General features: G+C 33.7%; 15 protein-coding genes and 1 riboswitch. Of the genes, 13 read left to right on the top strand and 2 right to left on the bottom strand.

Going from position 1 to position 12,967, the window contains the following annotated elements; translation table 11 throughout:
* The first annotated feature begins 73 nt into the window (after window positions 1-73).
* From MHB61_RS03230 to MHB61_RS03205, 6 genes are all read left to right on the top strand, one after another.
* Window positions 74-802, top strand: coding sequence for an acyl-[acyl-carrier-protein] thioesterase (locus MHB61_RS03230; RefSeq protein ID WP_003132089.1), 729 nt, complete (start codon window positions 74-76; stop codon window positions 800-802).
* 49 nt (window positions 803-851) lie between these two features.
* A complete protein-coding gene (locus MHB61_RS03225; RefSeq protein WP_003132090.1) occupies window positions 852-1,625 on the top strand; it encodes a TIGR01457 family HAD-type hydrolase in 774 nt (257 codons plus the stop codon).
* 102 nt (window positions 1,626-1,727) lie between these two features.
* On the top strand, window positions 1,728-2,345 hold the full coding sequence (locus MHB61_RS03220; RefSeq protein WP_003132091.1) for a TIGR01906 family membrane protein: 618 nt from the start codon (window positions 1,728-1,730) through the stop codon (window positions 2,343-2,345).
* 258 nt (window positions 2,346-2,603) lie between these two features.
* Window positions 2,604-3,593, top strand: coding sequence for a GMP reductase (guaC, locus tag MHB61_RS03215; RefSeq protein WP_010905784.1), 990 nt, complete (start codon window positions 2,604-2,606; stop codon window positions 3,591-3,593).
* Window positions 3,594-3,655: 62 nt separating this feature from the next.
* Window positions 3,656-3,753: riboswitch (purine riboswitch) on the top strand.
* A gap of 111 nt (window positions 3,754-3,864) precedes the next feature.
* On the top strand, window positions 3,865-4,458 hold the full coding sequence (locus tag MHB61_RS03210) for a xanthine phosphoribosyltransferase (protein ID WP_003132093.1): 594 nt from the start codon (window positions 3,865-3,867) through the stop codon (window positions 4,456-4,458).
* A 48-nt stretch (window positions 4,459-4,506) separates the two neighbouring features.
* The gene (locus tag MHB61_RS03205) at window positions 4,507-5,811 is read left to right on the top strand and encodes a nucleobase:cation symporter-2 family protein (protein ID WP_003132095.1); all 1,305 of its coding nucleotides are present in this window, start codon (window positions 4,507-4,509) and stop codon (window positions 5,809-5,811) included.
* Window positions 5,812-5,839: 28 nt separating this feature from the next.
* On the opposite strand, the gene MHB61_RS03200 is transcribed toward MHB61_RS03205, so the two are convergent.
* Both MHB61_RS03200 and MHB61_RS03195 read right to left on the bottom strand, forming a co-directional pair.
* Entirely contained in the window at window positions 5,840-6,253 is a 414-nt protein-coding gene (locus MHB61_RS03200; protein ID WP_003132097.1) for a hypothetical protein, read from the bottom strand.
* Window positions 6,254-6,372: 119 nt separating this feature from the next.
* Complete coding sequence (locus tag MHB61_RS03195) at window positions 6,373-6,882, bottom strand: tRNA (cytidine(34)-2'-O)-methyltransferase (protein WP_010905785.1); 510 nt, start codon at window positions 6,880-6,882, stop codon at window positions 6,373-6,375.
* 398 nt (window positions 6,883-7,280) lie between these two features.
* On the opposite strand from MHB61_RS03195, the gene MHB61_RS03190 reads away from it, so the two are divergent.
* From MHB61_RS03190 to MHB61_RS03160, 7 genes are all read left to right on the top strand, one after another.
* The gene (locus MHB61_RS03190; RefSeq protein WP_010905786.1) at window positions 7,281-7,787 is read left to right on the top strand and encodes a dihydrofolate reductase; all 507 of its coding nucleotides are present in this window, start codon (window positions 7,281-7,283) and stop codon (window positions 7,785-7,787) included.
* A gap of 243 nt (window positions 7,788-8,030) precedes the next feature.
* Window positions 8,031-9,266, top strand: coding sequence for an ATP-dependent Clp protease ATP-binding subunit ClpX (gene clpX, locus MHB61_RS03185; protein ID WP_014570582.1), 1,236 nt, complete (start codon window positions 8,031-8,033; stop codon window positions 9,264-9,266).
* Window positions 9,263-9,850: a ribosome biogenesis GTP-binding protein YihA/YsxC gene (yihA, locus tag MHB61_RS03180; RefSeq protein WP_010905788.1), complete on the top strand. Its 588-nt coding sequence runs from the start codon at window positions 9,263-9,265 to the stop codon at window positions 9,848-9,850. The genes clpX and yihA overlap by 4 nt, the downstream gene beginning before the upstream one ends.
* 53 nt (window positions 9,851-9,903) lie before the next feature.
* A complete protein-coding gene (gene folB, locus MHB61_RS03175; protein WP_003132106.1) occupies window positions 9,904-10,254 on the top strand; it encodes a dihydroneopterin aldolase in 351 nt (116 codons plus the stop codon).
* Between the two features lie 79 nt (window positions 10,255-10,333).
* Complete coding sequence (folE, locus tag MHB61_RS03170; protein WP_014570583.1) at window positions 10,334-11,383, top strand: GTP cyclohydrolase I FolE; 1,050 nt, start codon at window positions 10,334-10,336, stop codon at window positions 11,381-11,383.
* Window positions 11,380-12,453, top strand: a complete 1,074-nt coding sequence (gene folP, locus MHB61_RS03165; protein WP_003132109.1) for a dihydropteroate synthase — start codon at window positions 11,380-11,382, stop codon at window positions 12,451-12,453. The genes folE and folP overlap by 4 nt, the downstream gene beginning before the upstream one ends.
* Before the next feature lie 2 nt (window positions 12,454-12,455).
* Complete coding sequence (locus MHB61_RS03160) at window positions 12,456-12,953, top strand: NUDIX domain-containing protein (protein ID WP_003132112.1); 498 nt, start codon at window positions 12,456-12,458, stop codon at window positions 12,951-12,953.
* The last annotated feature ends 14 nt before the right edge of the window (window positions 12,954-12,967 follow it).

Raw genomic sequence — 12,967 nt, 5'->3', positions numbered from 1 at the left:
TCTGGCTAATAGATGAGCAATTTATGAAAATTGCTCTTTTTTTTGCTAAAATAGAAGGCGAGGTTATCATAAAATGGGTATAAAATATCAACAAAATTATCAAGTTCCTTTCTATGAAAGTGATGCTTTTAAAAAAATGCGAATTTCAAGCCTTTTAGCTGTGGCTTTACAGATTTCTGGAGAGCAATCAACTGCACTTGGACGCTCAGATGTCTGGGTATTTGAGAGATATGGCCTCTTTTGGGCAGTTATTGAATATGAATTGACGATTCATCGTTTACCAGAATTTAATGAAAAAATAACAATTGAAACTGAAGCAACTAGTTATAATAAATTCTTTTGTTATCGTAATTTCTCATTTTTAGATGAAAATGGAGAAGTTTTAGTTGAAATTCGTTCAACTTGGGTTTTGATGGATAAGGCAACGAGAAAAATTGACCGTGTATTGGATGAAATTGTTGATCCTTATGAATCTGAAAAAGTATCAAAAATTTCACGTCCTCATAAATTCCGTAAAATTGACGAATTTAGTGATGCTCAAAAAATTGTTTATCCTGTCCGTTTTTCAGCATTAGATATGAATGGACATGTTAATAATGCGAAATATTATGATTGGGCAGCTGATATGGTGGATTTTGAATTCCGTAAAAGTCATCAACCCAAACATGTATTTATAAAATATAATCATGAAGTCCTTTATGGTGAAGAAATTAATGCTTTAATGTCTTGGGAAGACGAAGTGAGTCATCACAATTTTAATGACGGAAGTACTCAAATTGAAATTCACTGGGGAAAAGTTTAATGACAGCTCTGTCAGTAAATTTTAGTGATAAAAAGTAGAAGAGAATAAAATGACAAATAAAAAATATGGTGGTTACTTAATTGACCTTGATGGGACAATTTACTTGGGAAATAAGCGTATTCCTGCAGGCGAGAATTTCATTCATCGGCTACAAGAGGCTAAAATACCTTATCTTTTGGTCACAAATAACACAACAAAAACACCGCGCGTGGTACAACGCCGTTTGAGTCAACAATTTAATATTGACACTCCATTGGAAACGATTTATACTGCAAGTCTTGCTACTGTTGATTATATGAATGATTTAGGCTTAGAAAAAACAGTTTATATCATTGGAGAAGATGGTCTTAAAGAAGCGATTTATGAGGCAGGTTACAAAAAAGATCGTGAGAATCCAGCTTACGTTGTGGTCGCTTTAGATACTGATTTAACTTATGAAATGCTTGTCCTTGCTACTCTGGCAATTCATAAAGGAGCTAAATTTATCGGAACAAATCCAGATTTGAATTTGCCAAACGAACGTGGTTTGACTCCTGGAGCTGGAGCGCTGATAAAAATGCTTGAAGCGGCAACACGAGTTGAAGCAACCATTATTGGTAAACCAGAAGCTATTATAGCCAATAAAGCGGTCGAAAAATTAGGGCTTCCTAAATCTTGTTTATTAATGGTTGGCGATAATTATCTGACAGATATTCATACGGGCATTAATAACGGAATTGATAGCTTGCTTGTCACAACTGGATTTACAAGAGCTGAAGAAGTACCAAATCTTCCAGTTCCTCCGACTTATGTAGTAGCTAGTTTAGATGAGTGGGAAGTTTGAAAATATTACTGACAGGTCTGTCAGTAATTGATTGCTTTTAAAAATTTACTGACGGAAAAATTAATTTCTGTCAGTAAATTTTAGAATACTTTGGGAGCGCCTATGAGAGATAAAGTCATTTTTGGATTTAGTATTTTATGGATTATTGCCTTGTCAGTAACTTTAACTATTTTTTTGGCGATTCCCTTATTTTTTGGTGAAATTTTTTGGTATCAATTAACCGATTTAGTTCAAATGACTGCCGGTAAAATATGGCATAATTTTTTAATTCTGATGAATTATTTAATTAATCCTTTGGAAACGAAACTATCTATGCCAGATTTCCCTTCGTCAGCAAGTGGTCTTCACCATTTCGCAGAAGTGAAAAATTTGTTTATGCTTGTTTTCTTTCTGACAATCATTTTGATTCCTTTCACTATTCGATTTATAAAAGAAAATCTTTCGATTGTTTTCCATAATGCGCTTAGAGTTGTTATGCTATTTCCTTTAGCAATTGGAGTTATTGCTTGGCTAATTGGCTTTGACCGATTTTTTGTAGCTTTTCATGAAGTGCTTTTTCGGGATAATAGTTGGCTCTTTGACCCAGCGACAGACCCGATTATTAGCGTTTTGCCTGAGCAATTTTTCATGCATAGCTTTTTAATCTTTTTACTCATCTATGAATTAATCTTTTTTGTCATTTATAGACGTGGAACTTTATTTTTAAAGAAAAAATACTGACAGAATGATCGGTGTTTTTTTATTGTTTGTTATTTCCGAATGATATAATGTGTTTTTTGAAGAAATAGAAGTAAATACCTAAAAAAACCGTTTAATTGAGATAAAATGAATAAGGAAGGTTGAGCAGACAGAGATTTTATAATCGTTCAACTAGTGAAACCCGAAGGGTTTGGTCGGTCTTTTCTGTAAATCAAATCATAAATGAGTTCACAGGCTAGAAATTCATAAAAGCCTACTCATTCTCAAGGAGAAATTGCAATGAATAATCTAAACTCAGTATTTGACTACGAAGACATCCAACTTATCCCAAATAAATGTGTCATTAACAGCCGTTTAGAAGCAGACACAAGCGTAAAACTAGGAAATTTTACGTTCAAGCTCCCTGTTGTTCCAGCGAATATGCAAACCATTATTGATGATAAAATTGCTGAAATGCTTGCAAAAGAAGGCTATTTCTATATCATGCACCGTTTTGAAGCAGAAAATAGAGCGGCATTTATAAAAAAAATGCACCAACAAGGCCTGATTGCTTCAATTTCTGTTGGTGTTAAAGCAGATGAACATGCTTTTATTCGTGAAATTTCAGCAGACGCACTCATTCCCGAATTTATTACAATTGATATTGCTCATGGACATGCAGATTCTGTTATTAAAACGATTCAATTGATTAAACGTTTGATGCCACAAACTTTTGTGATTGCTGGAAATGTTGGAACGCCAGAAGCTGTCCGTGAATTGGAAAACGCTGGAGCAGATGCGACTAAAGTAGGCATTGGTCCAGGGAAAGTATGTATCACAAAAGTTAAAACTGGATTTGGTACAGGTGGTTGGCAACTTGCAGCGGTAAAATGGTGTGCTAAAGCAGCAAGTAAACCAGTTATTGCTGACGGCGGAATTCGTACCCATGGCGATATTGCGAAATCAATCCGTATGGGAGCAACAATGGTAATGGTCGGTTCACTTTTTGCTGCACACGAAGAATCACCAGGACAAACTGTTGAACGTGACGGACAACTTTTCAAAGAATATTTTGGTTCGGCTTCAGAATATCAAAAAGGTGAACACAAAAATGTCGAAGGAAAGAAAATTCTCCTTCCTCACAAAGGCTCACTTAAAGATACATTGAAAGAAATGGAAGAAGATCTCCAAAGTTCAATTTCTTATGCTGGTGGTCGTGATTTGTCTGCGCTGACAAAAGTTGATTATGTTGTTGTTAAAAACTCAATTTGGAATGGTGATGCGATTTAGTAAGCATTTTCTTTCCCATTGTTCGGGAATACCAAAACTTATGCTTGAAAAACTTTAGCATTTAGTCTATAATAGAACAATCTTATTTATACCTAGGATATGGCTGGGCGTTTCTACCTCGTACCGTAAATGCGAGACAATAAGCAAATTCGATTTTTTAGAAAATTTAATTTCTTTTTTGCGTATTTGAAACGTCTTGTTATTTTTTATAACGAGACGTTTTTCTCACCTGTGGGCACAGATGAGAAAAAATTTTTTTAAGGAGAGAATAATGAAGTTATTAGAAGACCGCATTCATACAGACGGTCAAGTATTAGGACAAGACATTCTTAAAGTTGACCGCTTTTTGACACACCAAGTGGATTATCAATTGATGAAGGAAATCGGGAAACGTTTTGCACAGGTTTATGCAAATGCAGGAGTTACAAAAGTCGTAACCATTGAAGCAAGTGGGATTGCCCCTGCTTTATATGCTGCTGAATCACTCAACGTTCCAATGATTTTTGCTAAAAAAGCAAAAAATGTAACTATGAATGATGATTTATTGATTACAGAAGTTTATTCTTTCACTAAAAAATTAACTTCAACTGTCCAAATTTCAAGCAAACTCATTGAAGAAGGCGATAAAGTCTTGATTATTGATGACTTTTTAGCTAATGGTCAAGCAGCACTTGGTTTGGTTCATTTAATGGAACAAGCTAAAGCAGAAGTTGTCGGTTTAGGAATGGTGATTGAAAAATCTTTCCAAGATGGCCGTCAAAAACTTCTTGACCAAGGAATGAAACTTACCAGTCTTGCCCGGATTGAAAAATTTGAAGATGGTAAAGTCATCTTCGCCCCAGCCGATGATAAAGATTTCGACTAAGCTTAAGCAATAAGAAAATAAAAAAAGAAAAATTTAAGGAAAATCAAAATGTCTCAAAAAAATGAACAAAGCCAGGAGCAAAGTAACTCAAAATCTGCTGTTTTAGGATTACAACATCTGCTGGCCATGTATTCAGGTTCAATTCTTGTTCCAATCATGATTGCTGGAGCTTTAAATTACTCAGCTACTCAGTTAACCTATTTAATTTCGGCAGATATTTTCATGTGTGGTTTAGCCACTTTCTTGCAACTCCAACTACGTAAGCACTTTGGGATTGGCTTACCAGTTGTCCTTGGTGTTGCTTTTCAATCTGTTGCTCCATTAATTATTATTGGTCAAAGACATGGCTCTGGAGCAATGTTTGGTTCATTAATGGTTGCAGGGGTTTTCGTTATTTTGGTTTCAGGAATTTTCTCTAAAATCCGAAAACTATTTCCACCAATCGTTACTGGTTCAGTAATTACAACAATTGGTTTAAGCCTTATTCCTGTTGCTATTGGCAATATGGGTAATAATGTTGATAAACCAACAATCCAAAGTTTAATTTTAGCTGTTTCCACTATAGTGATTATTCTTTTAATTAATATCTTTACTACTGGATTTATTCGTTCTATTGCTATTTTAATTGGACTTATTGCTGGAACAATTTTGGCTGCTAGCATGGGCTTAGTTGATTTTTCAGTTGTTTCTCAAGCACCATGGGCACACTTGCCACAACCTTTTTATTTCTCAGCACCTAAATTTTATTTGGCTGATTCATTAATGATGATTATTATTGCTATCGTGTCATTGGTTGAATCAACAGGAGTTTATTTAGCTCTTGCTGATATTACTGGTGAAAATCTTGATGAAAAACGTTTGCGTAATGGTTATCGTGCGGAAGGATTTGCTGTATTTCTTGGTGGTGTTTTCAACACTTTCCCTTACACTGGTTTTTCACAAAACGTTGGTTTAGTGCAATTATCAGGAATTAAAACACGTAAACCTATTTATTTCACAGCTGGATTTTTAATTGTATTAGGACTTATTCCAAAATTTGCCGCTGTTGCACAACTTATTCCAACTCCAGTATTGGGTGGAGCGATGTTGATTATGTTTGGTATGGTTGCCACACAAGGAATTAGAATGCTGGCAAAAGTTGAATTTGAAGGAAATCAAAATCTTCTGATTGCTGCAGTTGCTATTGCGATGGGTGTTGGTTTTAACTCAACAAACTTATTTACAGCACTTCCAAGCTTTATTCAACCTTTTGTTTCTAATGGGATTGTGATGAGTACTGTTTCAGCAATTATCCTGAATTTAGTATTTAATCATGGAAAAAAAGATGAATTAGTTACTGACGAAACAAAATAAAATAAAAACCACCGTTGAGGTGGTTTTTTTATTGAATTTTTTCTAAATCTCGCTGAAATTTCTTTTCAGAGTAAATTTCAAAAGAACCATCAGGTGCTACTAGGAGGTACTCTCCAAGTCGTCCAAAGGCTGGAATACGTACTTGATTGACTACAAGATAAACATTATCCGGATAAGCATTACTCAGCTTATTTGGCGAAATATAAAGCCCTAGCCAGTCCAAATGTTTTATTTCTTTAGAAAGGGTATCATGCTCAGCTGGATTTTTTGTAGACATTCCGTCAGCAAGTAATTTTTCTTTGGTCTCCTTATTCATTGCAAATTGACCAGACCACGAGAGCTGTCCTTTCTTAAAAGCCTCTAAGACCCACGATTCGTTTGCGGGTTTAGTCAGGCTGATTTGCCAATATTCAACAATTTCATTGCCTAGTTTAGCCTTCATAAAATGCTCCTTATTTTTGTATCTCCTTCTTATTTGCCTTCATTATAGCACCCGCTAAATAAAAGAACAATAAAAAAACGCCTGTCAGTAATAGGGCGTTTGTCTATTTATAAATACAATTATTTTAACTTATCTTTTTCATAAGTATGAACGAGTTCTAGTCCACGGAAATCTTGTTGTTTTAAAGCTTCATAGACAATCATACAAGCACAATTTGATAAATTTAATGACCGAACATGTTCGTCATTCATTGGAATACGAATGCATTCATCACGATGTTCATGCATAAATTCTTCAGGTAAACCTGTATCTTCACGGCCAAACAAGAAGTAGTGATCTTTTTCATCATCGGAGTAATCAACGTCAGAATAAACATGCTCAGCAAATTTACTGACCAAATAGAGTTGTCCTCCGTCATTAATTGAATTCATAAAATCATCTAAATTTTTATGATAGACAATATTTACCTTATCCCAATAGTCTAAACCAGCACGTTTAAGATGCTTATCAGAAATTTCAAAACCAAAGGGTTCAATTAAATGTAAAACGGTATTAGTAGCCGCACAAGTGCGGGCGATATTTCCTGTATTGAAATGAATACGAGGTTCAAAAAGAGCAATATGATTCATGAAATACACTTTCTTAATAACAAAAATTTTACTGACAGCCTTATCAAAAAATCTATGAGTAAAATGCAATTATTTAAGAACATTTTACCATAAGCAGAAGAGCTGTCAGTAAATTAATTAAAGTAAAAAACAAAAAAACTAGACCCCTCGGAGTCAATCTCAGCAAGAAGTCTAGTTGGGGGACTAATTTGCTTTAATCATAACAGGAAAGATTGAAACAAATTAATATAATTGATATCATACCACTTCTTTTGTATTTTGTAAAGAGAAAACTAAATTTTTTTGATAAAAAAAAGAAATTATTTTTAAAAATGAGTGACTAATATCAAACTTGTCAAAGCGAAAACAGCAAAAATTTGCTATAATAGTAAAAGTAAAAATCAATGAGAGGGGTTGCTATGATAATTGGAATATGGGCAGAAGATGAAGCAGGTCTTATCGGTGAAGCTGATAAAATGCCTTGGTCTTTACCTGCTGAACAACAACATTTTAAAGAAACAACCATGAATCAAGTGATTTTGATGGGACGAAAAACGTTTGAAGGAATGAATAAACGTGTATTGCCAGGGAGAATAAGTATTATTTTAACTCGCGATGAAACTTATCAATCAGATAATGAAAAAGTGCTCATCATGCACAGCCCTAAGGAAGTTCTAGATTGGTACCATAAGCAAAATAAAGACTTATTTATCACAGGAGGAGCTGAAATTTTAGCCCTTTTTGAATCTGAACTTGAATTGCTCTATCGAACAGTTGTTCATGAAAAATTTAAAGGAGATACTTATTTTCCAAGTACATTTGACTTTGGAAGATTTAAGCTAGTCTCTGAAAAATTTCACGATAAAGATGAGCGGAATTCTTATACTTTTACAATTAAAAAATATGAAAAAGTGAAACAACCATGACAAAATCAATTTTTGGGCTTTTCACAGCTCTCCTTTGTTGGATTAGCATTGTCATCGCTATTCAATGCTTTAGAAAAAAACGTTGGGGTCTGGGAGTATTGTTTTTACTCAATGCTTTTACGAACCTCGTAAATACAATTCACGCTTTTTCTGGAACTTTATTTTAAAAAATAGAAAAAGTGCCTTTTAAGTAAGCCAATAACACTTACTTTTTATGTTAGTGAAATCAGGAATAAAATAACTATGTCAAATACACAAAATCCAAATATACATTGTTCTTTCTGTGGAAAGAGTCAAGATGATGTAAAAAAAATGATTGCCGGTTCAGACGTTTATATTTGTAATGAATGTATTGAACTTTCAACTCGAATCTTAGAAGAAGAATTAAGAGAAGAACAAGATTCAGAAATGCTTGAAGTTAAAACACCTAAAGAAATGTTTGACCATTTAAATGAATATGTGATAGGTCAAGAAAAAGCAAAACGTGCACTTGCAGTTGCCGTTTATAATCATTACAAACGAATTAATTTTGCAGCAAGTAAAATTGCTGAAGATATTGAACTACAAAAATCAAATATTCTATTAATCGGACCTACCGGTTCTGGTAAGACTTTTCTCGCTCAAACTTTAGCGAAATCACTCAACGTTCCATTTGCGATTGCAGATGCGACAAGTTTAACTGAAGCTGGTTATGTTGGAGAAGACGTTGAAAATATTCTCTTAAAACTTTTACAAGCGAGTGATTTCAATATTGAACGTGCTGAACGTGGAATTATCTATATCGATGAAATTGATAAAATTGCTAAAAAATCTGAAAATGTATCAATTACTCGTGACGTTTCCGGGGAAGGTGTTCAACAAGCCCTTTTGAAAATTATTGAAGGAACGGTAGCTAGTGTTCCACCACAAGGTGGACGTAAACATCCTAATCAAGAAATGATTCAAATTGATACCAAAAATATCTTATTTATTGTTGGTGGAGCTTTTGACGGGATTGAAGAAATTGTCAAACAACGTTTAGGTGAAAAAATTATTGGTTTTGGTGCCAATAATAAAAAATTAAATGACGATGATTCTTATATGCAAGAAATTATTGCCGAGGACATTCAAAAATTCGGATTAATTCCTGAATTTATTGGTCGTCTGCCAATTGTTGCTGCTTTGGAACGTTTGACCGAAGAGGATTTGATTCAAATTTTGACAGAACCTAAAAATGCTTTGATTAAACAATATAAACAACTCCTTTTATTTGATAATGTTGAACTTGAATTTGAAGATGAAGCCCTCATGGCAATTGCTAGAAAAGCAATTGAGCGCAAAACAGGAGCGCGTGGACTTCGTTCAATTATTGAAGAAGTAATGATGGATATCATGTTTGAAGTTCCAAGTCATGAAGAAATTACAAAAGTTATTATTAATGAAGCAGTTGTTGACGGAAAAGCTGAGCCACAAATGATTCGAGAGGCCAAGAAAAAATGACCATAAATACAAATAATCTGACAATAACAATTTCAGCAGCATCAAAAAAACAATATCCAGAAAATGATTGGCCAGAAATTGCCTTAGCTGGGCGTTCAAATGTCGGTAAATCAAGTTTTATTAATACTTTACTTAATCGTAAAAACTTTGCCAGAACTTCTGGTCAACCTGGTAAAACACAGTTGCTCAATTTTTATAATATTGATGATCAACTTCATTTCGTTGACGTACCTGGTTACGGCTACGCTCGTGTTTCTAAAAAGGAACGCGAAAAATGGGGTAAAATGATTGAGGAATATTTGACAACAAGAGAAAATTTAAAAGCAGTTGTCAGCTTAGTTGATATTCGTCATGAACCCTCAGAAGATGATTTGATGATGTATGAGTTTTTGAAATACTACCATATTCCAGTGATTTTAGTTGCGACCAAAGCCGATAAAGTTCCACGTGGTAAGTGGAATAAACATGAATCTATTATCAAAAAAGCAATGAAATTTGATAGTACAGATGATTTTATTATCTTTTCTTCTACTGATAAGACAGGATTTGAAGAAGCTTGGGAAGCGATTTTAAGATATCTCTGAAAATAGTGCTATGAAGAGATTCATAGCCTTTTCTACACTTAAAAAGAGGAAATATGTACAAAATAAAACTTAATAATATAAAATTTAGGGCACATATTGGTGTTCTGCCAGAAGAAAAAGTTCTCGGACAAAATCTCGAAATTGATTTAATCGTGGAAACAAATTTTGATTTTTCAGGAAAAGACGAATTAGATGAAACTTTGTCTTATGTTGATTTCTATGAGGCAACAAAAGCAGTTGTAGAATCTTCAAAAGCTGATTTAATTGAACATGTTGCCTTTGAAATTATTCAAGCAGTAAAGGCTACTTCAGAGCGTATATCAACGGTTGAAGTCCATCTTAGAAAATTAGCCGTACCGATTGAAGGAATTTTTGATTCAGCTGAAATTGAGATGAGAGGCTAAAGCTGGTTTTTAAGATAAATATTTTAAAGAGATAGAAGAGAAACAAAATCATAAAAGATTATGTCTAAATGGAGGACTTATGCAAACAACTTACTTAAGCATGGGAAGTAATATTGGTGACCGTCAGTATTATTTACATGAAGCCATTCGTTTATTGGGAAAACACCCTAAAATTATGATTGAAAAAGTATCAAATTTTTATGAAAGTACTCCAGTCGGCGGCGTCAAACAAGATGATTTTACTAATTTGGCATTAAAGGTGGCAACGCTACTTGAACCTTTGGAATTATTATCTTTTATTCATGAAGTTGAGTTATCTTTGAACCGTGAGCGAAAAATTCATTGGGGGCCAAGAACAATTGATATTGATATTATTTTCTATGACGACTTAGAAATGCAAGAAGAAAACTTGGTTATTCCACATAAAGAAGCTTTTAATCGTCTTTTTGTCTTGAAACCTATTTTTGAACTTATTGATAAAGACTTTAAATATTATGCGTCAATAGAAAAAGCAATAGCCGAACTTTCAGTAAGTGAACAAGAGCTCCATGTAATAAAAGAAGAAAAAACACCGAGAAATCGTATTGAAGATGCCGTTAAAGAGATTCTCTTTGCAGTAGGTGAAAATCCAAATCGAGAAGGATTACTTGAAACTCCAGCAAGAGTAGCTAAAATGTATGAAGAAATTCTTTCGTCACAACGCTTAAGCAAGTTTAATGAGTATAAACTTTTTGAAATTGATTCTTCTAAAACGGATTCAATCGTGTTGATTAAAGATATTCCTTTTTATTCAATGTGTGAGCATCATATGTTACCATTTTTTGGGAAAGCTCATGTTGCATATATTCCAGCTGATGGAAAAATTATTGGCTTGTCAAAAATTCCCCGTTTAGTTGATTATGTTTCGCGCAAACTCTCGGTTCAAGAAAATATCACTCATGATATTGGAGATATTTTGACTGATATTTTGAATCCTAAAGGAGTGGCAGTTCTTGTTGAAGGACGTCATATGTGCGTTGAAATGCGTGGAGTAAAAAAAGTAAATTCTATTACTAAAACTTCTTATTTTTTAGGTGAATTTAAAGAAAATAATGAAAAAAGAATGGAATTTTTAGAAAGTCTTTTATGAAAATCTTAGAACTTAATCAAGAATCTTTTTCTCTTAAAAATATTATCCTAAAATTTGATGAGTTAAATCACAATGAAATGATTTCTCTTCAAAAAAAACTTTATCGAAATGGTAGTTTGACAAGACTGGCTCCAGACTCCTTGTTAGTAGTTTTAACAATTGATGACTTAGCAAAATTGATTAATCTTTTTGAAAATGATGAAGATAAAAAAATGCTTGAAGTGATTTATAAGCGTCATCAAATCATTTGGTCAGGTAAAAATTTCAATTTTGATTTAACTAGAAAGTCAATTGTCTATTCAATCGTCAATGTTACACCAGACTCTTTTTATGATGGAAATCCAGATAATTTAAACCTCTCTCATATTTTAAAAAGAGTAGAAGCTGATTTAGAAAATGGAGCTTCTGTTCTTGAGCTGGGAGGGAAATCATCGAAACCAGGATATGACGATATTAGCCCAGAAGAGGAATGGAACAGACTGAAAGAACCTATTCTTGAGTTGAAAAAAAACTTTCCTAAAGCGATTTTTGCTGTCGATACGGATGAAGCTTATGTCATGGAACGAGTTTTAGACGCTGGGGTTGATATTATTAACGATATTGATGGTTTTGATACAAATGATAAATTAAAAGTGGTAGAAAAGTATCAACCGGCTTTAGTTGCTATGAATAATGGGCGAGCTGGTTTTAGTTATGCTGATAATGTTTATGAAGAACTTCCATTATTTTTTGAAAATAAAAAAGAAGAGTTACTTCAACTTGGTTTAAAAGCTGAGCAAATCGTTATTGATCCTGGAGTTGGTTTTTTTAATGGAGATTCAGGTTCAGATAGTCTTGAGCGGGTTAAAGCAACTGAAATTTTAAGCAGAATAGGTTTACCTCTTATGATTGCAATCTCTCGTAAGTCATTTATGGGAAAACTCTTCAATGCCCAAGGAGATGAGCGGCTTTTTTCAAGCCTTGTCCTAGAAGCGCAAATGGTTGCTGACGGGGGACGGATTTTGCGTGTTCATGATGTTAAGGAGACTAAACGTTTACTCGATGCAATTGAAATTTATAAGGAATTTTAAAAATGAATGAAGACCTAATTGCTGAAATTCAAGCTTTATCTGCTATTGGAAGTGAAGAAAAATTTTCCGAGATTATTCGATTATTGAAAAATTCGACTTTAGAGCTTCGGGGGAAAAAGAATCCAGATTTACAATTGTCAGCAAGTGCATTAGTTTTTAAAAAACATAAACTATTTTTTATTGAACACCCTTATCAAAAGGAGCTTTTGCTTCCAGCAGGTCATGTTGAACTAGGAGAAAAGCCATTGGAAACTGCGATTCGTGAGTTCCATGAAGAAACAGGTTTTTCAGCGTCAGAATCAGGCAAGTTGGTAGATGTTAACTTGATTAATATTCCTTACAACAAAATTAAGAATGAGAAAGAACATCAACACATTGATTTTCGTTTTCTATTGGAACTAAAAGAAAAAGAAGCAGGCCTTGCTGAATTGCCTTTTTTCCTTCTTGATAGAACTGAAGCTCCTGATGAATTTAAAAAATATTATCAATACAAAAGATAAAGTAGAAAAGGTCA

It is taken from the genome of Lactococcus sp. FSL K6-0773 (assembly GCF_038006485.1).
In the GTDB taxonomy this organism is placed as follows: Bacteria; Bacillota; Bacilli; order Lactobacillales; family Streptococcaceae; genus Lactococcus; species Lactococcus lactis.
This window is presented reverse-complemented; position numbering and strand designations above follow the sequence as displayed.